This window comes from Streptomyces sp. NPDC086766, assembly GCF_044746005.1.
GTDB lineage: Bacteria > Actinomycetota > Actinomycetes > Streptomycetales > Streptomycetaceae > Streptomyces.
In genome coordinates, this window is sequence record NZ_JBIVBI010000003.1 from 183,904 (window position 1) to 204,859 (window position 20,956).

Sequence of the window (20,956 nt, forward strand, 5' to 3'; positions counted from 1 at the left end):
AGGTGGGGTGGGTTCCGGCGACGCTCGTTCGACGCTCTCGGGGGCCCCATGCAAGGAGGAGAGCCCTAAACCGTACCTGACCTGGCCTTTTCCTCCGTGGCTCAGGTCGATCCGGACCCGGCGTGGGGCGGGACACCGCTGCGGAGGCAGGCGGACGAGTACAAGGGCCGGTCACGGGGACGGCAGGGCCGACCGGCCCTGCCGTCCCGCGGGGCGGGTGGAGCAGACTCGCAGTGAGGCCGAGAAGCGGTCTCGCGCCACCCGGTGCCCCGCTGCGGCGACGCCTTCCCGGACCCGGTGCCCCATCGCCCCGGTCCATCCTCCGAGGGAGCGAAACATGGCCGCCTTGATCGTGGTCCTGGTGGTGTTGGCCGTTCTGGTTCTGATCGGGCTGGCGATGGCGATCCGGATCGTCCGGCAGTACGAGAACGGTGTCCTGTTCCGGTTCGGCCGCCTGGTCGGTACGCGCGCGCCTGGGCTGCGGTTCATCATCCCGTTCGTCGACGTGCTGCACCGTATCTCGCTGCGCATCGTCACCATGCCGATCCAGTCCCAGGGCATCATCACCCAGGACAACGTCAGCGTCGATGTCTCGGCCGTGGCCTACTTCCGCGTGGTCGACGCGGTCAAGTCGGTCATCGCGATCGAGAACGTGAACTCCGCGATCGACCAGATCGCCCAGACCACCCTGCGCAAGGTCGTCGGCCAGCACACCCTGGACGAGACCCTGTCCGAGACCGACCGCATCAACCTGGACATCCGTCAGATCCTCGACGTCACCACCACCGAATGGGGTGTCGAGGTCACCCTGGTCGAGCTCAAGGACATTCAGCTGCCCGAGTCCATGAAGCGCGCTATGGCCCGGCAGGCCGAGGCCGAGCGGGAGAAGCGATCCAAGATCATCAACGCAGAGGGTGAATCCCTGGCCGCTGCCGCTCTGGGGGACGCTTCCGACACGATGATGGCGCATCCGCTCGCCCTGCAACTGCGCAACCTGCAGAGCCTGGTCGAGATCGGCGTGGACAAGAACACCACCGTCGTCTTCCCGGCACCGGTGATGAGCACCATCGGAGACCTCGGTGCCTTCCTGGCCCGCGAGGCGAACGCGGCCGCCGCCACGGCGCCACCGTCCCCCACGCCCGTACCGGCCCTCGACCTTACCCAGTCCGCTCACGTGCCGGCACCGAACGGGGTGACCGAGACCAGGTGAGGGCCCCTGGAGCCGCGGGCCTGAGGCGACTCCCGGCGCATGTGCGCCGGGAGTCATCGCATGGTGATGCGCTTCCCTGTCCGCGCCCCGCCCCACGCCGGTTGACGGTCTGCGTCACGGCGGGCCGTCGACCGGCGCGGCAGTGCTGAAGCGGCTGGCACGGCGCCGCAGGTGGCGGCGGCCGGCGTAGCGTCCGGGAACCGGAGGGGCCACGGCTACGGCCCCGTAGAAGAGCCGTTTGCCGATCTCGATGAGGGCCAGGTAGGCGAGGATCATGCCGACCAGCGTGGCGAAGAACGCCTCGGGAAGTGGCTGGAAGCCCAGGGTGTGGGCGAGCGGGGTGGCCGGCAGCACCGCGCCGATGGTGACGACGCCGAGCGCCGCGAGGGTCAGCGGCAGGCTGGGGTGGCTGCGGAAGAAGGGAATGCGCCGGGTGCGGATGGCGAAGATCACCAGAGTCTGGGTGGCCAGGGATTCGACGAACCAGCCGGAGCGGAACTGGGCCGGGCCGGAGTGGAAGACCCAGAGCATGACGCCGAAGGTGACGAAGTCGAACACGGAGCTGAGGGGCCCGAAGGAGATCATGAAGCGGCGGATGAAGGCGATGTCCCAGTGCGAGGGCTTGCGCAGCTGCTCCTCGTCCACGTTGTCCGTCGGGATGGCCAGCTGACTGCTGTCGTAGAGGAGGTTGTTCAGCAGGATCTGGGAGGGGAGCATCGGCAGGAAGGACAGGAACAGCGAGGCGCCCGCGGCGGAGGCCATGTTGCCGAAGTTGCTCGAGGTCCCCATCAACACGTACTTGATGGTGTTGGCGAAGATCCTGCGGCCCTCGGCCACACCGTCCGCGAGGACGTTGAGATCCTTTTCCAGCAGGATGACGTCGGCTGAGTCCTTGGCGACGTCGGTGGCCGAGTCGACGGAGATGCCCACGTCGGCCGCGTGCAGAGCCAGTGCGTCGTTGACTCCGTCGCCCAGGAACGCCACGCCGCCGCGGCTGCGCCGTTGCGCGTGCACGATACGGGCCTTGGCCTCGGGACTCACCCGTGCGAAGACGGTGGTCCTGGTGATCGCTTCAGCCAGTTGTGCGTCGTCCAGGGCATCGACCTCGCTGCCGGTCATCGTGCCCGCTTCGGTGAGTCCAAGGTCGTGGCAGACCTTGGCGGCGACTGCGGCGTTGTCGCCGGTGACGACCTTCACCGCGATGCCGAGGGCGGCGAGTCTGGACAGAGCGGTGGCGGCGTCCGGTTTGGGTGGGTCGAGGAACACCAGCAGTCCGGCCAGGCTCAGCTCCCGTTCGTCCTCGGGGCCGACGGCCCGCGTTCCGGAGGCGACGGTCCGGGTAGCGACCGCGACCACCCGGTTCCCTGCGGCGAACTCCGCCGCCAGCGCGTCACGCGCCGCCGGCGGGACCTCGACGCAGCGGTCCAGGACGGTCTCCGGCGCCCCCTTGGTCACCAGGCGCGAACAGCCGTCCCTGTCCCGCACAAGGACCGAGATCATGCGGCGTTCGTGATCGAAGGGCAACACCGCGAGCTGTGTGCAGCCGTCCAGCGCGGACCGCTCGCCCCTGGCGGCCGGAGACCGCCACAAGGCCTGGTCCAGCGGGTTCCCGCCGACGTCCTGCGCGTCCCGCGCCGCGTTCTCGCTACTGAGCAGCCCCCACCGTACGACCGCCTCGGAGCTGTGGCCGCCGGCTGGAACGGCACGCATGTACTCGATGCGGCCCAGGGTGAGTGTGCCGGTCTTGTCGGTGAACAGGACATCGACATCGCCCAGGTCCTCGATGCAGACCAGCCGCTTGACCAGCACCTTGCGCCGACTCATCCGGCGTGACCCGGCGGCCAGGCTGGTCGAGACGACGGCGGGCAGCAGCTGCGGGGTGATGCCGACCGCGATGGCGAGCGAGAACAGCAGTGCGTCGATGATCGGCTTGTGCAGGGCGACGTTGATCACGAAGATCGAGGTCGTCAACGCGCCCGCGACGTACACCAGCAGCAGGGAGAAGCGCCGCAGGCCGACCTGGAACTCGGTGTCGAGCGGGTGGGTGTCGAGCCCGGCGGCGATCTTGCCGAACTCGGCGTGCGCCCCGGTGGCCACCACAACCCCGCGGGCAGCGCCGGTCCGGACAACCGTCCCCATGAGAGCGCACCCGGACAATTCGGCCAGCGGGGTCCCGGCCGCGACCGCAGCGAGGTTCTTGCCCACGGGCAGCGACTCGCCGGTCAGCACCGACTCGTCGCACTCCAGACCGGTGACCTCCAGGAGCCGCAGGTCGGCCGGCACGATGTCACCCAGACGCAGTTCCACCACATCACCGGGGACCAACGACGTGACATCCACCAGGGTCGCCCGGCCGTCGCGCAGCACCACCGTCTGGTGGTGGATCTGCGAGTGCAGCGCCTCGGCCGCCTTCTCGGCCCGGTACTCGTTGACGAAGCCCAGCCCCACGGACGCACTCACGATCACCCCGATGATCACAGCATCGCTGCGCTCTCCCACCAGGAAAGACGCGACAGCGGCCGCCACCAGCAGTCCGAGCAGCGGCGAGCGCAGCTGATGCCACAACACGGGAAGCACCCGGGCACGGTGCGTAGCGACCGCGTTGGGGCCGAACCGCGCCTGCCGTCGCGCGGCCTCCTCGCCTCCCAGGCCCTCCCCGGCGACGACACCGAGCCCACGAAGGACATCGCCCCCCGACGCGGCCGCCGCCGACACCACCCCGGGGGCGAGCACGGGCGGCTGCGCCGGAGCAAAGAGGCTCACCAGGCCCCGCATCCGGAAGAGGGTGGACCATTTCTCGGTGCGGGGTACCGGCTGGTCTCACGAGCCGGGCACTGCTGCTTGGCCATCGCATCGCCACCCTGGGCCGTCACGCCCGGCGAGGACGCAGAGTCCGAAGACCGGGGCGCCCTCTGGGGATCCAGCATCGCACGCGCCCGCTCCTCCCACACCCTCACGACCGACGAGAGCTGACACCACCCTGAAAGAGGCGACACAGCGCCTCATCTCTGCCGCCATCCGAGCCTGAACGGCAAGAACGCCGCTCACCGCCCCAGAAGGAGCGGATGCGACAGGCCAGTCAGGCACAGGGTGCCGATCATCCCTCTCGCCAGAGGCCGCCGAAGACCTGCGTCCCGACCCCAGCCACTGCAACCCGTCCATGACGACTACCTCTGTCCTGTGCCATCGAACCTTGGGCATGTGCCGGCACAGTTTGAGCGGATCCGGCGGCGACTACTGGGGCGTCGGCTCGGAGCCGAGTCGACTCCCGGCCGAGGCCGCGCCACGCGACGACGCCAGGCCGCCGGGCTCACCCCTCCGTGACGACCTCGTCCGCCTGCATGCCCTTCTGGCCCTGCGCCGCGATGAAGGTCACCTCCTGGCCTTCCCGGAGGCTCTTGAAGCCGCCGCCCTGGATCGCCCTGAAGTGTACGAAGAGGTCCGCTGGCCGGCGAAGTTTGAGCGCCTCGGGCCGATCGCCTGCGCGCCGGCCCTCTCCAGTTGCCATCGGGGTGTGCTCAGCGCTTTCTGGAAGAGCGGGTGGAACGCCCCGTTCATCCAGGAGGAGCGCACCATGGCGCAACCGGTAAGCAGGCCGACGATCAGCGCTGAGCAGTTCAGCCGAGTGTGTGACGAGATCAGGAGCACGGCGGCGCCCGAGAACAGCGCCCAGTCCATCCGGGACTGCGCTCTGCGCATCGTGCAGACGCTGGGCCTGGCGCTATCCACGGATGACCTGAGCAGACTTCTCGCCGAACTCATGGCCCCTGGGGCGGCCCCACCTCCAGGACGCCCTCACTACACCCGAGAGGCCATCCTGGGCATGCCTGACGAACAGCAAGGAGAAGATGAAGGCCCGGTCAGGTAGGGCGGCCCGACCGGATGTGTCGGTTGGGAACGGTCAAGGCCGCTCACGCTCCTGAGCTCAACCCCGTCGAGGGCGTGGGGTCGCCCCTCAGGAGGTCGCTGGCCGACCTCACCCCACACAGCTTCGACCAGCTCACCGCGTTGGTGAACACGCGGCTGAAGCGATGACCCCGGCCGCAAAAGATCTCCTAGAAATAGGAGGCCACCAGGTCGCGGTCCACCGTGATGGTGTCGCGACCCAGTGCGGGCAATCCCAGGTGGTCACGGATCAGCTGGGTCAGCTGCTTTCGTAGGTATCGGTTTGATGATCCAGTCCTGCCGCCGAGATGAGGGGGGCCATCTTGTGGGGACAGTATTCTCCGACGTAGTCGGGACCCTCGTAGTCGATGCAGGACGATATCTGGCCATCCTTGTAGCGATACGCCTTGGGTCCGTGGGCTAAGGGCGCGTCCGACAAGGGCGCCTGATGGGTGTCTGGCCTGTTCAGGCGCGCCCTTTTCGTGCGTCTAGAAGAAGCCCAGCTTCTTCGGTGAGTACGAGACCAGGAGGTTCTTGGTCTGCTGGTAGTGCTCCAGCATCATCTTGTGCGTCTCGCGTCCGATCCCGGACTGCTTGTACCCGCCGAAGGCGGCGTGGGCCGGGTAGGCGTGGTAGCAGTTCGTCCAGACCCGGCCGGCCTGGATGGCGCGGCCCGCGCGGTAGGCCGTGTTGACGTCCCGGGTCCACACGCCCGCCCCGAGCCCGTACAGCGTGTCGTTGGCGATCTTGAGCGCGTCGTCGAAGTCGTCGAAGGACGCCACCGACACCACCGGCCCGAAGATCTCCTCCTGGAAGATCCGCATCCGGTTGTCGCCCTCGAAGATCGTCGGCTTGACGTAGTAGCCGCCCTTCAACTCGCCGTCGTACTCGATGCGTTCCCCGCCGGTGAGTACGCGCGCGCCCTCCTGCCGGCCGATGTCGAAGTAGGAGAGGATCTTCTCCAACTGGTCGTTGGAGGCCTGCGCGCCGATCATCGTGTCGGTGTCGAGGGGGTGCCCCGGCTTGATCAGCTCGGTGCGCGCGACCGCGGCCTCCAGGAACTCGCGGTAGTGGCCGCTCTGGATCAGCGCGCGGGACGGGCAGGTGCACACCTCGCCCTGGTTGAGCGCGAACATGGTGAAGCCCTCGAGCGCCTTGTCGAGGAAGTCGTCGGCGTGCGCCGAGACGTCGTCGAAGAAGATGTTCGGCGACTTGCCGCCGAGTTCCAGCGTGACCGGCTTGATGTTCTCCGAGGCGTACTGCATGATCAGCCGCCCCGTCGTGGTCTCGCCGGTGAACGCCACCTTCGCCACCCGAGGGCTGGAGGCCAGCGGCTTGCCCGCCTCCACGCCGAAGCCGTTGACGATGTTGACCACACCCGGCGGGAGCAGGTCGGCGATCAGGCTCATCCAGAAGTGGATGGAGGCCGGGGTCTGCTCGGCCGGCTTGAGGATCACGGCGTTGCCCGCGGCCAGCGCCGGAGCGAGCTTCCACGCCGCCATCAGGATCGGGAAGTTCCACGGGATGATCTGCGCGACCACCCCGAGCGGCTCGTGGAAGTGGTACGCCACGGTGTCGTCGTCGATCTCGGAGAGCGAGCCCTCCTGCGCGCGGATCGCGCCCGCGAAGTAGCGGAAGTGGTCGATCGCCAGCGGGATGTCGGCCGCCAGCGTCTCACGGACCGGCTTGCCGTTCTCCCAGCTCTCGGCGACCGCGAGGGCTTCGAGGTTCGCCTCCATCCGGTCGGCGATCTTCAGCAGGATGTCGGAGCGCTCCGTCGCCGACGTCCGGGCCCAGCCCGGGGCGGCCGCCTGCGCCGCGTCCAGCGCCCGCTCCACGTCCTCCGCCGTCCCGCGCGCGACCTCCGTGAACGGCTGCCCGTTCACCGGCGACGGGTTCTCGAAGTACTGCCCGCGGGCCGGTGGCACGTACTCCCCGCCGATGAAGTGGTCGTAGCGCGCCTGGTAGGAGACGATCGCGCCCTCGGTGCCGGGCGCCGCGTAACGGGTCATCCTGGTGTGCCTCCCTCAGCAGCGCTGCCCGCCGTTGGGCAGCTCTCGGCACGAGGCTAGGAAGGCGGACGTTGCAACGACGTTGCGCGGCTCCGCTCCGACGACCCCGGTCGACAGCCCTTCGGCTCTAGTCTGAGCGCTATGAGGGACAGCGACTTCACCGGCTTTCGCGGTCCGGAGTTCGAGCGCGCGGACATGGCGGGGGCGCGGTTCACCGCGGTGAGCCTGGACGGCGCGGAGTTCCGGGCGTGTGCGTTCCACCGGGTGGTGATGCGCGGTGTGGAGATGGCCGACGTCACCATCGACGGCGAGATCCGCAACCTCGTCGTCAACGGGGTCGACGTCGCACCGTTGGTGGAGGCCGAGCTGGACCGCCGGTACCCCGACCGCCGCACGTTCCGCCCGACCACTCCGGAGGGGTTCCGGGAAGCCTGGGACCTCGACGAACGGCTCTGGGAGGCGACCCTCGCGCGGGCCCGCCGGCTCCCACCGGAACTGCTGCACGAGTCGGTCGACGGCGAGTGGTCGTTCATCCAGACTCTGCGCCACCTGGCGTTCGCGACCGAGTCGTGGGTCGGCCGCTGCATCCTGGGCGATCCCAGTCCTTGGCACCCGCTGTCCCTGCCGTGGGACGAGATGAGTCCCCGGCCGGGAGTGCCGCACGACCGTGACGCGCGCCCGTCGCTGGAAGAGACCCTCACCCTGCGGCTGGAGGCGATGGCGATGATGCGGCGCGTGGTCGACGGCCTGACCCACGAGCAGCTCGACAGCCGGACCGAACCGCTCGTGGGTCCCGGCTGGCCGGACGAGGGTGAGACCTTCCCACTCCGCGAGTGCCTGCTGGTCGTCCTCAACGAGGAGTGGTGGCACCGCATCTACGCCGAGCGCGACTTGGCCGTCCTGGAGGAACGGGGCTGACACCGTGGGGCTCGTCCTCACCGGCCGAGTCATCGCATGGCGCAGAGACGTCCGTGATGTCCGTCCGTCCGTGGCTGCGGGCAGGAGGCCCGGCGGCAACCAGGTCCGCTTCCCGGTCCAGAGGATCCACCGGGGACCTGCCCACGAGTGGGGCGGCCGGGACGGGCAGTACCCGGGCGGGCTGGACCGGGACTGGCTGAACCGGGACGGGTGGTGGCCGGCGTGGGCGGGACGGAGACGGGCGGTCGGCGCGGGCGCAGCCGCCGCTGTCAGCGGTTCGGCGGTTCAGCGGGGTGAGGGGCGGGGCGGGTTGGAGGGGGCCGCCAGTTCCGCCTCCAGAGCGGCGAGCCGGGTGCGCACCGGCGCCGTCGGCCGTACGGCGGCCAGGGCCCGCCAGACGTCGAGGTCGTCCTCTCCCCACGGCGCGTGCGCCCAGTCGGCCAGCAGGTCCGGGTCGCGGCGGGCGATCAGCGCCGAGCGCAGGCCGTCGGCGAGGCGCCGCCTGAGCCGCACCACCGCCGGGGCCTGGGAGGCGGGCAGCAGCGGACCGGCGTAGGCGGTCGCCGCGGCCGCGACCGCACCCGTCTCCAGCCGCCGCTCCACGACGGCCGCGTCGGACCCCAGGGGAACGGTGAGCCGGTACGGACGTGAGGCCAGCAGGCCCGGGCCGAGCACCCTGCGCAGCCGGGCCAGTTCGGCCCGCAGCGTCACCGGCGTGACCGACTCGTCCTCGTACAGCGCGCACAACAGCTCGTCACCGGTCAGGCCCTCCGGGTGGCGGGAGAGCAGCATCAGGATCTCGCTGTGCCGGCGGCTCAGCCGTACCGTGCGGCCGTCCACCAGGAGCCGGGCCTCGTCGCGGCCCAGCGCGGTCAGCTCCGGCGTGCCGGTGGCCGGTCCCGGCGGGCCGAGCAGCGCCAGGTGCGACTCGGCGGCCCGCGCCACCGCCTGCACGAACCCCAGACTGTGCGGATGCGCCAGCCGGTCCCCGCCGGTGATGTCCACCGCCCCGAGCACCCGTCCGGTGCGCGGGTCGTGCACCGGAGCCGCCGCGCACGTCCAGGGCTGCACCTGCCGGATGAAATGCTCGGCCGCGAAGACCTGCACCGGCCGGTCGACCATGACCGCCGTGCCCGGAGCGTTCGTGCCGACCGCGGACTCCGCCCACCGGGCACCCGGCACGAAGTTCATCCGCCCGGCCCGCTGCCGGGTCGCCGGATGGCCCTCGACCCACAGCAGTCTGCCGTGCGCGTCGCACACCGCGAGCAGGTGCTCGCCGTCGGCGGCGAATGTGCCGAGCAGCTCCCGGAACAGCGGCATCACCGCAGCCAGCGGATGCTCCGCCCGGTAGGCGCCGAGGTCGCCGTCCGCGAGCTCCACGCTCGCGGCGCCGTCCGGCCCGACGCCCGCCCGCGCGGACCGCCGCCACGAGTCGGCCACCACCGGACGCACCGGTCTGGGCATCGTGCCCCCGGCGGTGAACGTCTCGTGCGCGCTGCGCAGCACCCGTACGCGCTCGGCAGGGTCGGCCCCCGGCTCCAGGGCCACCCACGGATCGGACAACTCGGCCTCCCGGACGGCGATGCGGCTCGGGGACATCGTCACTCCCGGTGTGCGCCTGGACAACCTCTTCGACACGGGTTGCTCGGACGACGCGGCTGCCCGTGCTCCCGACGTCAGGTGAGGTTGACCAGTCTGATGTAGCGGACCCAGTCCCAGTTCGGTCCGGGATCGGTGTGGTCCGAGCCCGGCACCTCGTAGTGCCCGATGATGTGCGCCCGGTCCTTGGGGATGCGGTACGCGTCGCAGATCGTGGCGGTGAGCCTGGCCGACTGCTCGTACAGGGCGTCGGTGAACCAGGAGGGCTGCTCCACCCAGCCCTCGTGCTCGATGCCGATGCTGCGCGTGTTGTAGTCCCAGTTCCCGGCGTGCCATGCGACGTCCGACTCACGGACGCACTGCGCGATGTGCCCGTCGGCGGACCGGACGACGTAGTGGGCGGACACCCTCGCCATCTCGTTCTGGAAGATGGCGAAGGTGTCCGCGTACGTCTCCTGCGCGACGTGGATGATCACCCGGTCGATGGAGTAGGACATGGGCCGGTCGGAGGCCGTGTAGTTGGAACTGCTCGCCGGCCGCCAGTCGGCCGACGGGTAGTCCACGGCCTGCGGTCGCGCCCCGGCCCGCGTGGCGGGGAACAACGCGACGGGTACGGCGGCCAGGGCGGCGGCCTTCAGAAGTCGTCGTCTGCTGGGGAGGGGTCGTGCTCCGTCCATGGGCGAGGGGCCTTTCTCGTGGGGGGGATGTCCCTCGGCGCACGGCCTGCGGTCAGCGCCTGAGTGCCGCCGCCGTCTCGCGCAGCCGCGCGTGCAGTCCGCGGTGAGTCTCGCGCACGGGCAGCCACTCCTTGCGGAGCTTGGCCACGCACGTGTAGTTGGTGTCGCAGACGTTGGCCAACGGCGATTCCACGGCCTGGGTCGCGAACTGGTACGCGTCCGGCTCGCTGAACCCGTAGTCGCGCACCAGCCACCGCACCAGGTCGAGCTGGGATATCCGGAAGGCGTCCTCCAGCGGACGGGCCGAGCCGGTGGAGATGATGTGCGTGTCCGACTCCAGACGCGGCCAGGGGGTGGCCACGCCCTTGAGGAGCTCGACGATCACGACCGTGTTCATCGCACACTCGACGGCGACCCCGCAGGTCTCGCCCTCACCCTGCCGGGCGTGTCCGTCGCCGAGGCTGAGCAGTGCGCCCTCGACGTTCACCCCGAGATAGCAGGTGACGCCGGCCCGCATCTCCGGCGTGTCCATGTTGCCGCCGTGGGCGTCGGGCACCAGTGCGGACCGCACCTCGAGGTTGGCGGGGGCCACTCCCACGGTGCCGTGCATCGGGTCGATGGGCAGCTCGATCTCGAGGGCGCTGTCGTGTGCCCGGAACAGGGCGGTGCGCCGCACCCGGTCCAGCTGCCAGATCCATACCGTCTCGGGCAGCGGCGGTTGCAGGGTCGCCGTCGCGTGCGTGGAGGTGAGCGCCCCGAACAGCGGGACCGTCGTCGAAGCCGCCCAGTCCCGGGCCGGCTCGATCGACACGAAGTGCACCGCGACCGTGTCCCCGGGCTCCGCCCCCTCCACGTGGAAGGGGCCGGTCTGCGGGTTGAGGTACGGGAGCTCGCACACCTCGGACACCAGGTCCTTCTCGGAGCGCACCCGCCCGGCGAAGCAGTCCTCGGTATACAGGTCGAGTACCGTGCCCGGCGCGATGCGCGCCACCGGCGGCGCGCCGCCGAACGTCCAGGCGTACTCGCCCGGTTCTGGCCGCACGGTCAGGATGCGGGGGTCGCTCATCGCTGCACAGCTCCCTTCTCGTTCTGCCTGTGGCGGGTGGAGGGGGGAATCGTCGAGGTGGCTCGCGCAGCCCGATGGCATCGCGCCGAAGTCCGACAGTCGTGTCCCCCGACATGTGAAACCCCCGCGTCCACCCCGGTACGCCCGCCGTCGACCCGACGCGACGGCAGCGCCTCGCGTGATTCACGGTACGGCGCGGGCGGGTCGGGCAGAAGAGCACCGCGTGCATCCGTGGACGGGCGGGAAGTTGGGGACAACTCGGCCACCCGGGCGGGTGAATTGCCTACCGGACGAGTGACGTGTGCCGGGAATCGGACCCGTTCGGGGCCGCGCGGACCGCTGTCGTCGTCCGTGAACGAGGTTCGCCCGGGGTACCGGAGTGCGTCCGCGGGATCGGATCAGCCGTGTCCGGCCACGGCCGCCGGGTCGTCCAGGACGGCACGTACCACCGAGTGGGCGGCACCCAGCAGCGGACCTTCGGGGCCCAGCCGGGAGACGGACACCGGGCAGACGGGCCCGGCGGTGCGCCCGGCCAACTCCGCCTCCAGCGAGGGCAGGAGCCAGGGCGCGAGCCCGGCCAGCGCGCCGCCCAGCACCACGGCCTCGGGGTCGAGCAGATTGACGGCCCCGGTCAGCGCGACACCGAACGCCGTGCCCGCCGCGCTCAGGGCCCGCCGTACCTCCTCGTCACCCCCGGCGGCGCGCCGGGCCAGCAACCCGACCCGGTCCCCGGCCGGTTCCAGGCCCGCCGCTCGCAGCACCGCCTCCTCACCCGCGTACTGCTCCAGGCATCCGCGTCCCCCGCACGGGCACGCCGGCCCCTCGGCCTGGACCGGCACATGGCCCAACTCGCCCGCGAAGCCCCGCGTTCCGCGCAGCAACTGCCCGTCGACCACCACCGCGGCGCCGATACCGATCTCCGCCGACACGTGCAGGAAGTCGCGTGGTGTGCCCTCGCCGAGCCAGAGTTCCGCCAGACCGCCGAAGTTGGCCTCGTTGTCCACGGTCAGCGGGTACGCGGCCGGCAGCAGGGGGCCGAGGTCGGTGTCGTGCCAGTCGAGGTTGGGGGCGCGGACGACCGTCCGGCCGTCGCGGGCGACCAGACCGGGCACCGCGACGGCGAGTCCCGCCGGCCACAGGCCCTGCCCCTCCGCCTCGGCGACGACCTGACGTATCAGCGCGGTGAGTTCCCTCGTCACCGGGACGGGGGAGCGTCCCCGGTTGGTGCCGTGCCGGACGGCCCGCGCCCGCACCTCTCCGCGCAGATCCACCACGCAGGCCGCCAGGTGGTCGACGCCCACCTCCGCGCCCAGCCCCGCCGGGCCGTGTCCGCTGACGGCGAGTGCCGAACCGGGGCGGCCCACCCGGCCGGGCCGCTCGGGTCCGAGCTCGTCCAGGAGGCCCCAGCGGATGAGTTCGTCGACGAGGGTCGACACCGCGGCACGGGTGAGTCCGATGCGGGAGGCGACCGCGGCGCGCGACAGAGGGCCGCCCGCGCTCACGGTGTGCATGACCCGGGCGAGATTGCGGCGGCGCATGCCCTGCTGGGTGTCGGGCAGCGGACGCCCGGGGCCTGTCGCGCGGGCGCCCCCGGAACCGGCCGTGCGGGCCTCGTGCAGCGGTGCGGTCATGCCTCCGTCCGTCCTCGATCGTGTCCGTACGTCGTGTCCGTATGTCGTGTCCGTCGGTCGTGCCGGTCACCCGTGGCCGTGAGTCGTGTCCGTCGGCCGGCGTCCGTCACGGGCCCGGCCGGGAGTCTGTCACCGGCGCCGGTGACGGGGCGCCCGGCTCGAGGTGTCCTTTCCGGCGTGTTCGGCACCCGGTGTCCGTCATCGGGTGCCCGCCTCCCGCTCCAGCAGGGGCGACGCGTCGGAGAGTACCCCGGCGATCCTGGTCAGCGCCGCCTCGTCCCGCTCCACGGCGTCCAGCAAGGGACCGTCGGCCGTCTTCCAGCGGCGGGCGACGGCGGCCGGATCCTCGCCGGTCAGCAGGCCGGCCGCCTGGGCCGCGGCGCCCAGCGCGACCAGCTCGGCCGCTTCGGGCACCTGGACCGGCCGCCCGGACAGGCGCCGCACGGTCTGCTGCCAGGCCGTGCCGCGGGCGCCGCCGCCGATCAGCAGCAGGGGAGCGGTGCGGTCTGCGTCCCGGTCGAGGACCAGGTCGAGCGCGCCGAGCAGTGAGTGGACGGCGCCGTCGTAGGCGGCCTGCAGCAACTGACCCGCGGTCGTGTCGTGGCGCAGCCCGTGCAGAAGCCCGGAGGCGTGCGGCAGGCTGGGGGTGCGTTCGCCGTCCAGGAACGGGAGCAGGGTGACCTCGGCCCCGGGCTCGACGGCCTCCCGGTCCGCGCCCAGCAGTGCGGCGATGCGGTCGACGGCGAGGGTGCAGTTCAGGGTGCAGGCCAGCGGCAGCCACTCCCCGCGGGCGTCGGCGAAGCCGGCCACCGTGCCCGAGGGGTCGGCGGGACGGTGCCGCGACACCGCGTACACCGTGCCCGACGTACCGAGGCTCAGCACCGGCGTGCCGGGGCGAAGCCCCAGGCCCGTGGCGGCCGCGGCATTGTCGCCGGTGCCCGGGGCCACCAGGGTTCCCTTGGAGAACGGCAGGTCGTGGCTGTCGCGCACGGTCCCCACCACCTCCCCGGGCCGCACCACCCGGGGCAGCAGCGCGGGGTCGAGTCCCACACGGGCGAGGATCTCGTCGTCGTAGGACTCCGTGGAGGACGCCCACCAGCCCGTTCCCGACGCATCACCGCGGTCGGTCGTGCCCAGCCCCGTCAGCCGCCCGGTGAGGTAGTCGTGGGGGAGACGTACGGCCGCCGTCGACCGCACCGCCTCCGGTTCGTTCTCCGCCAGCCACGCCCACTTGGTGACGGTGAAGGAGGCGCTGGGCACGCTGCCCGTGCGCTCCGCCCACGCCTTCGGGCCGCCCAGCTCCTCGACCAGGCGGCGGGCCTGCGGAGCCGAGCGGACGTCGTTCCACAGCAGGGCCGGCCGCACGGGCTCGCCCTGGGCGTCGAGGGTGACGAGTCCGTGCTGCTGGCCGGCGACGGACACGGCGGCGGCCTCGTGCGCCGCCTCACCGCACTGGTGCAGTGCCGCGCACAGGGCGTCCCACCACTGGCGCGGGTCGCTCTCGCGGCCGGCCCCCGAGGACACGGTGTGCGGTGCCTTGCCGCTCGCCACGACCCGTCCGGTGGCCGCGTCGACGACGAGCGCCTTGGTGGACTGGGTGGACGAGTCCACACCGACGACGAGCGGACCCTCGGCTGCTGACATCGGGCTCTCCCTCTTTCCGCGGCTCGCGGGGATCTGACCTGGTGTTCTCACGGTGCCCGGGTCGCGTCGACCCGCGCATCCGCCCCGTCGGGGTCATCTGGTCCCTTCCCAGGGAAGCGTTCGCATACTAATTTGTAAATCGCCATGACGAAATAGTCGCAAGCGAGCAAGGAGCCGCGGCATGAGCTACCAGCCCACCCCCGAGGACAGGTTCACCTTCGGCCTGTGGACCGTCGGCTGGCAGGGACGGGACCCGTTCGGCGACGCCACGCGCCGCGCCCTCGACCCGGTCGAGACGGTGCAGCGCCTGGCCGGACTCGGCGCCCACGGTGTGACCTTCCATGACGACGACCTCATCCCCTTCGGGTCCTCGGAGACCGAGCGCGAGTCGCACGTCAAGCGCTTCCGTCAGGCACTCGACATCACCGGCATGACCGTGCCGATGGCGACCACCAACCTCTTCACGCACCCCGTCTTCAAGGACGGCGCCTTCACCGCGAACGACCGCGACGTACGCCGCTACGCCCTGCGCAAGACGATCCGCAACATCGACCTGGCGGCGGAACTCGGCGCGAAGACCTACGTGGCCTGGGGCGGGCGCGAGGGCGCCGAGTCCGGCGCCGCCAAGGACGTCCGCATCGCCCTCGACCGCATGAAGGAGGCGTTCGACCTCCTCGGGGAGTACGTCGTCGCGCAGGGCTACGACCTGCGCTTCGCCATCGAACCGAAGCCGAACGAGCCGCGCGGCGACATCCTGCTGCCCACCGTCGGCCACGCCCTGGCGTTCATCGAGCGCCTGGAGCGCCCGGAGCTCTACGGCGTGAACCCGGAGGTCGGTCACGAGCAGATGGCCGGGCTGAACTTCCCGCACGGCATCGCGCAGGCCCTGTGGGCGGGCAAACTGTTCCACATCGACCTCAACGGCCAGTCCGGAATCAAGTACGACCAGGACCTCCGCTTCGGCGCGGGTGATCTGCGTGCCGCCTTCTGGCTCGTCGACCTGCTGGAGAGCGCCGGCTACGAGGGCCCGCGCCACTTCGACTTCAAGCCGCCGCGCACCGAGGACCTCGACGGTGTGTGGGCGTCGGCGGCGGGCTGCATGCGCAACTACCTCATCCTCAAGGAGCGCGCGGCCGCCTTCCGCGCCGATCCGGAGGTCCAGGAGGCCCTGCGCGCGTCCCGGCTGGACGAGCTCGCCCGGCCCACCGCCGCGGACGGCCTGCAGGCGCTGCTCACGGACCGGTCGGCCTTCGAGGACTTCGACGTGGAGGCGGCCGCCTCCCGGGGGATGGCCTTCGAACAGCTGGACCAGCTGGCGATGGACCATCTGCTGGGCGCGCGCGGCTGAGGCCGGCGATCGGCGTGCACGCGCGCGTGCGGGGGCTCCTGCCGGCCCGCGTCGCGCGCGTGCGGCTCGGGTGCCGACTCGCCTTGCCTCCGGCGCTCGACGGCCGTGGGGCGCGGTGACGGCCGATCAGGTCCGGTGCGGCAGCCGGACGCAGGTCAGCGTCGTCTCCACAGGTGGGTGAATGCCCGGCATCCGCCACCGGTCGGCCTGCCCCCGGTGGGCGGGCCCCGGGCGGAGTGAGCACCTCTCCGGCCCGGTCACGTCTCCGGGGCGCCTCGGGGATGTCTCAGGGGCATCTCGGGGTCGTGGTCCGGAACTGCCGGACGCGCGGGCCCGTTCTCACCACAGAGAGCGGCAGTGGCCGCGAAGGAGGCGACAGATGTCGAAGAACGCGAAGATCGCCGCGGGAGGTGTGGCGGCCGGGCTCATCCTGCTGATCTGGCTGCCCTGGTGGGCCGCGCTGCTGATCGTCCTGGGAGTCCCGGCCGCCGCTTACCTCGCGCTGGACCCCTCGCAGCGACGCCGGCTGCGCCGCGTCACCCGCAAGGAGCTGGGCCGCTGAGGCGTCACCGCCCCGCCGTGGTCCCGCCCACGTCGCAGGAGTTCACCACGTCCTCGCCCGCGGTCCTGCCCACGGTCCGGTCCGCGGGCGGCTCGGTGCCGCGCTCGACCCACGACACCAGCGCGTCGAACGCCGACCGGTAGCACGGCAGGATCGGCCGCAGCCGGTCCGGGTAGGTGTCGTACAGCCCGTCGACGTGCGTGCCGCCCTGGATCGTGTAGTACCGGTGCATACCTCCCCGTCCGCTGGCGTCGATCATGCGCGCGTACACGTCAGAGTCCGCCGCCTTGGGCAGCAGGGCGTCCAGGTCGCCGTGCAGCGTGATCAGCGGCCTGCCGATCCGGCCGGTCAGCGCGACGCGTTCCACGGCCCGGTGGACGGACGCCGGACGGGACGCGTAGTCGTACGCCGCGTCCGAGGCGCACGGCGCCAGGATCTCCTCCGCCGTGCTCCCCGCGGACGGGCCCGGGCAGCCGGTGTCGTATCCCGGGTCGAACTCGGCGCGGTAGATCTTCTGCGTGACGCCCCAGTACGCCTTCTCGTGGTACGGCCACAGGAACTCCGAGCCCCGCGCGAAGCCCACCGCGTACAGGTCCTCGTCATCAGCCGATCCCAGGATGTGCCCGACCGCCGCGGGCAGCGAGGTGAGCAGGTTGGGGCCGTCGGCCGTCCACAGGGCGCCCTCCCAGTCCACGCCGCCGTCGTACAGCTCCGGGTGGTTCTCCAGCTGCCAGCGGGTGAGGTAGCCGCCGTTGGAGATGCCGGTCATGTACGTACGGCGCGGGGCGTGCCCGTAGCGCTGGGCGACCGCGCGCTTGGCGGCCCGGGTGAGCTGCGTGGTCCGTGCGTTCCATTCGGCGATGGCGTCACCGGGCCGGGTGCCGTCGCGGTAGAAGTCGGCCCCGCTGTTGCCCTTGTCGGTCGCCGCGTAGGCGTAGCCGCGCGCCAGCACCTGATCCGAGATCGCCTTGTCGGTGGCGTACTGCTTGCGGGTGCCGGGCGCGCCGGTGACGACGAGGCCGCCGTTCCAGTGATCGGGCAGCCGGATCACGAACTGCGCGTCGTGCTTCCAGCCGTGCGTGGCGTTGAAGTGGGAGGAGTCGGGAAAGTAGCCGTCGATCTGCACACCCGGCACCCCCGAGGGCGTCCGCGTCGCCCGCGCCGTGAGCCCCGCCTGGTCGGCGGTGTCCGTGTACGGGGTTCCGGCGAGCCCCGCGGTGGTCAGGTCCGGCAGGCAGGCGCTCTGCTGGAATTCCGCGCCCGGCACCCGTACCCGCTCCTGGCGGACGCAGTGCCCGGCGGCGCCGGCCGCGGCGCCGGCGGGAACCGGCCACGTGACGGCCGCCGCCACCAGGGCGGCGGCAACGAGCGGGACACCTCGGGACAGACGCATGAAAGCCTCCAGGGCACGACGGGGCGGGCGTGACAGCACCGGGCGGTGGAGCCCGGAGCTGCCCCATGGTGCTGTCCCGCTTCCGTGTCATCCATGGGCCGGCGCCACATGGAGTGAGAGCCCGGCATGGCGGAGGAAGACATGTCTCGGCGTCGAAGTGCCCTGCGGCGCAGCCGAGTTCAGCTGGGGCGCACCGCCAGCTTGTCGAGGGCCTCCAGCAGTCCGGGCAGCTCCGGGCCGCGGCCGACCGGCAGGACTTCGCCGGGCTCCTCGTCGAGGAGGACGAAGGCGATGTCGTCGGTCCGGGCCACCATCGACCAGCCGGGACCGTCCACCCGCAGGGTCCGCGCGTCGCCGGAAGCGAAGGACGACCTGACGCGTCCGAGCGGCGGCGGCGAGTCGACGTAGGCGTGCGCCTCCGCCAGGACGCGCCGGATGCCGCCGTGTCCCCCGGAGCCGGCCTCACCGGCCTGCTCAGGGGCTTCCCCGCCGGCCGTCCCGGACGAGCCGCCGTCCGCCGCGGACCCGCCGTCCCGAGCGGGGAAGCCGGTGTCGTCGATCTGCCCGCGCCACACCGCCCACTGCAACGCGATCTCGTCGGCGCCCAGCCGGCGCTGGGCCGGCCCCCAGACGCTGGTGTCCGGCGGCGCGAGCGGCGGCCCGTCCGCGGCCTCCGGCCCGGGATCGTGCGGTGCGGGCACCCCGGGAGCCGCGACGGCGACCGCGAGCGGCCAGCCCGGCAGGGCGGCGACGACCGTGCGCTCGTCGGGCGACAGGTCGTACTCCATTCCGCAGTCCCAGGAGGCGATGGCCACGGCGACCAGCGACACGTCGTCGATGACGACCGTCCATCGCGCCCCGGCGCCGTCCTGGCCGAGAACCAGCCCGTACCCGTCGGCCCGCGGCGCGAGTCCCAGCGCGGCGCAGGCCTCCGGATAGTCGTCGCCCAGCACACTCGGGAACTGCGCAGGCGTCAGCAGCACCGCCGTGAGCACATAGAGCGCGTCGTCCGCGGCGGCGACGGCTTCCTCGTCCGTCCCGGCCATCCCAGCCTCCCCATCGGTTCGTCCAACGGCGCGCACCCTAGTGCGAGCGGAAGGCGGTTGTCACGACTCCGTGTGCGGGCGGACCTGCAGTTTTCCGCCTGGAGGTGGGCGAAACGGCCCTCACGCGTCCATGGTCCGGGCTGCCGGAAGCCCGAGCAGGGTCCGCGCCACCCCCGCCGGTGGCTCGTCGCGCTCCCGCGCCAGGACGATCACCGCACGGCACGCCAGCTCCCTCACTCCGAAGGACAGCGCCTCCGGAGACACCCAGGTCGCGGCCTCGTCCATCCGGTCCTGGTCGTCCTCCGCGCAGGCCGACACATAGGCGGCGGCGGCCTCGAAGAGGTTGGGCGTGCGCGTGTCCCGCCCCCGCTTCGGCTCCGTACGTGAAGAGGTGAAGATCCTGGTGAAGGACGTGCGGAGGTTGCTGAACATGCGGACCACCTTGCCCCAGTGTGGTGTGCGTCGCCGATCGTCCATGTGCTGCTCCTCAACGTAGAGTTGATGCTCCGACGGCATAAGGGGGGCGGGCGGGGTGAAGCGTTTCGAGCGGCTCGGGCGTATTCGCCGGATGGACCCGGTGGCCGACGCGACGGAGATCCTCAGGCTCACCGCCGCCTACGAGTTCCCCTGGGACTTCACCCGCTCGCTCGAACTGGCGCTCTACCGCACCTACGCGGTGCCGAGCATCGGCCGGCTGCTCGCGGCGACGGCGGAACTCACCGACCGCTCACAGAAGCGCTACGACGACACCGCGCTGCTGCTGGACGCCGTCGTCGAGCACGGTTTCGGCAGCGATCAGGCGCGCACCGCCATTCGCCGCGTCAACCAGATGCACCGCCTGGTATCCGCGCCCCCTCGCGCCGGTGCTGCGCGCCTCGACCCTCGCCCTGCTCGACGAACCCCTGCTGCGGGCCTTCCGCTACGAGCCCCCGCCGGCGTTCACTCGAAGACTGGTACGCGGAGCCGTGCGGGCCCGGGGGCGTGCCGTGCGCCTGCTGCCGCCGCGACGGAACCCGCACTTCGCGCGGCAGAACCGGGAGATCAAGAGCTATCCGGGCGGCTACCGGCTGGCCGACCTCGGCACCCGTCCGGTCCCGGGCGTCCGCGGCTGCCCGGTGCGCCACGACGGCGCTTCGTCAGGCGCCGACGAGTGACGCGAATGTGGGGCGTGGCCGGACGAGACCGCCCTGGGACGTGACCCGCGCGACCTGCCGGAGGGCGTCAGCGATCGCACGTCCCACCTGACGGTGTCAGGGCTGGGCGAGTACCGAGCGGTGAGGAGGCCGCCGAGTCAGCCTTCGCGCACGGCCAGCGCCAGGAAGCGCGCGTCCTCGTCCGAGTACGACGTCATGCGCCATCCCGAACCGGCCAGCAGAGGCCGCAGGTTGGGCTCCACACGTAGGTCGTCCGGGGTGATGCTGCGGCCCTGACGCGCCGCGAGTGCCGCGCGGCCGATCGGGTGGAACAGCGCCAGTGTGCCGCCGGGGCGCACCACGCGCGCCAACTCCCGCAGGTTCCCGGCGGGATGCGGAAGGTGCGCGATGAGACCGGCGGCCAACACGGCGTCGAGCGACTCGGACCGCAGCGGAAGGGCACTGACATCGGCCAGCACCAGCCGCCCGTCCCGGTCCCGTCCGGCCCGTACCGCGGCCTGCAGCATGGCCGGAGTCAGATCGGCCCCCACCACGACTCCGGTGGGGCCCACGGCCGCGCGCAGCGGGGGCAGCGCGCGGCCGGTGCCGCAGCCCGCGTCGAGCACACGGTCGCCCCGGCGCAGCCCCAGCTCGGCCACCGCGGCCGCATAGGCGGGGGCGTCGTCGGGGAAACGGCTGTCCCAGTCGGCGGCCCGGGCGGTGAAGAACTCTCGGACGTGTGTGTGGTCGTCGCTCATGCTCCGCATGATCCCGCACCACCGCGCACGACGACGCGCGCACGGGGGCAGGATCGGACCTTCATGCGACGGCA

General features: G+C 71.8%; 15 protein-coding genes and 2 pseudogenes. 5 read left to right on the forward strand and 12 right to left on the reverse strand.

Annotated features, from left to right (window positions below; genetic code table 11):
- The first annotated feature begins 337 nt into the window (after window positions 1–337).
- A complete protein-coding gene (locus tag ACIPM1_RS06710) occupies window positions 338–1,210 on the forward strand; it encodes a slipin family protein (protein ID WP_402429854.1) in 873 nt (290 codons plus the stop codon).
- A gap of 114 nt (window positions 1,211–1,324) precedes the next feature.
- Here ACIPM1_RS06710 and mgtA read toward each other — a convergent pair whose 3' ends face one another.
- The 3 genes and pseudogenes from mgtA to ACIPM1_RS06725 all read right to left on the reverse strand — a co-directional run bounded on the left by mgtA (window position 1,325) and on the right by ACIPM1_RS06725 (window position 7,107).
- Window positions 1,325–3,985 (reverse strand): magnesium-translocating P-type ATPase, encoded by a 2,661-nt coding sequence (mgtA, locus tag ACIPM1_RS06715; RefSeq protein WP_402429857.1) that lies wholly within the window; start codon window positions 3,983–3,985, stop codon window positions 1,325–1,327.
- 535 nt (window positions 3,986–4,520) lie between these two features.
- Window positions 4,521–4,652: pseudogene (locus tag ACIPM1_RS06720) on the reverse strand (cold-shock protein); the annotation flags it as partial.
- A gap of 931 nt (window positions 4,653–5,583) precedes the next feature.
- Window positions 5,584–7,107 (reverse strand): aldehyde dehydrogenase family protein, encoded by a 1,524-nt coding sequence (locus ACIPM1_RS06725; protein ID WP_402429860.1) that lies wholly within the window; start codon window positions 7,105–7,107, stop codon window positions 5,584–5,586.
- Window positions 7,108–7,248: 141 nt separating this feature from the next.
- On the opposite strand from ACIPM1_RS06725, the gene ACIPM1_RS06730 reads away from it, so the two are divergent.
- Complete coding sequence (locus tag ACIPM1_RS06730; protein ID WP_402429863.1) at window positions 7,249–8,025, forward strand: DinB family protein; 777 nt, start codon at window positions 7,249–7,251, stop codon at window positions 8,023–8,025.
- Between the two features lie 285 nt (window positions 8,026–8,310).
- On the opposite strand, the gene ACIPM1_RS06735 is transcribed toward ACIPM1_RS06730, so the two are convergent.
- The 5 genes from ACIPM1_RS06735 to xylB form a co-directional block, all read right to left on the reverse strand.
- Window positions 8,311–9,588: a GAF domain-containing protein gene (locus ACIPM1_RS06735; protein WP_402430712.1), complete on the reverse strand. Its 1,278-nt coding sequence runs from the start codon at window positions 9,586–9,588 to the stop codon at window positions 8,311–8,313.
- Window positions 9,589–9,701: 113 nt separating this feature from the next.
- Window positions 9,702–10,301 (reverse strand): N-acetylmuramoyl-L-alanine amidase, encoded by a 600-nt coding sequence (locus ACIPM1_RS06740; protein WP_402429866.1) that lies wholly within the window; start codon window positions 10,299–10,301, stop codon window positions 9,702–9,704.
- A 52-nt stretch (window positions 10,302–10,353) separates the two neighbouring features.
- Entirely contained in the window at window positions 10,354–11,367 is a 1,014-nt protein-coding gene (locus ACIPM1_RS06745; RefSeq protein ID WP_402429869.1) for an acetamidase/formamidase family protein, read from the reverse strand.
- Between the two features lie 398 nt (window positions 11,368–11,765).
- On the reverse strand, window positions 11,766–12,998 hold the full coding sequence (locus tag ACIPM1_RS06750; RefSeq protein ID WP_402429872.1) for an ROK family protein: 1,233 nt from the start codon (window positions 12,996–12,998) through the stop codon (window positions 11,766–11,768).
- 198 nt (window positions 12,999–13,196) lie between these two features.
- Window positions 13,197–14,642, reverse strand: a complete 1,446-nt coding sequence (xylB, locus tag ACIPM1_RS06755) for a xylulokinase (protein ID WP_402429875.1) — start codon at window positions 14,640–14,642, stop codon at window positions 13,197–13,199.
- Between the two features lie 181 nt (window positions 14,643–14,823).
- On the opposite strand from xylB, the gene xylA reads away from it, so the two are divergent.
- The gene (xylA, locus tag ACIPM1_RS06760) at window positions 14,824–15,990 is read left to right on the forward strand and encodes a xylose isomerase (RefSeq protein WP_402429878.1); all 1,167 of its coding nucleotides are present in this window, start codon (window positions 14,824–14,826) and stop codon (window positions 15,988–15,990) included.
- 379 nt (window positions 15,991–16,369) lie between these two features.
- A complete protein-coding gene (locus ACIPM1_RS06765) occupies window positions 16,370–16,552 on the forward strand; it encodes a hypothetical protein (RefSeq protein WP_073943599.1) in 183 nt (60 codons plus the stop codon).
- Between the two features lie 4 nt (window positions 16,553–16,556).
- Here ACIPM1_RS06765 and ACIPM1_RS06770 read toward each other — a convergent pair whose 3' ends face one another.
- The 3 genes from ACIPM1_RS06770 to ACIPM1_RS06780 form a co-directional block, all read right to left on the reverse strand.
- Complete coding sequence (locus ACIPM1_RS06770) at window positions 16,557–17,945, reverse strand: tannase/feruloyl esterase family alpha/beta hydrolase (protein WP_402429882.1); 1,389 nt, start codon at window positions 17,943–17,945, stop codon at window positions 16,557–16,559.
- 179 nt (window positions 17,946–18,124) lie between these two features.
- On the reverse strand, window positions 18,125–18,991 hold the full coding sequence (locus tag ACIPM1_RS06775) for a hypothetical protein (protein ID WP_402429885.1): 867 nt from the start codon (window positions 18,989–18,991) through the stop codon (window positions 18,125–18,127).
- A 120-nt stretch (window positions 18,992–19,111) separates the two neighbouring features.
- A complete protein-coding gene (locus tag ACIPM1_RS06780; protein ID WP_402429888.1) occupies window positions 19,112–19,423 on the reverse strand; it encodes a hypothetical protein in 312 nt (103 codons plus the stop codon).
- 100 nt (window positions 19,424–19,523) lie between these two features.
- On the opposite strand from ACIPM1_RS06780, the pseudogene ACIPM1_RS06785 reads away from it, so the two are divergent.
- Window positions 19,524–20,145, forward strand: a pseudogene (locus ACIPM1_RS06785) (hypothetical protein).
- Window positions 20,146–20,282: 137 nt separating this feature from the next.
- Here the strand turns inward: ACIPM1_RS06785 and ACIPM1_RS06790 are convergent.
- The gene (locus ACIPM1_RS06790; protein WP_402429891.1) at window positions 20,283–20,882 is read right to left on the reverse strand and encodes a class I SAM-dependent methyltransferase; all 600 of its coding nucleotides are present in this window, start codon (window positions 20,880–20,882) and stop codon (window positions 20,283–20,285) included.
- Between the last annotated feature and the right edge of the window lie 74 nt (window positions 20,883–20,956).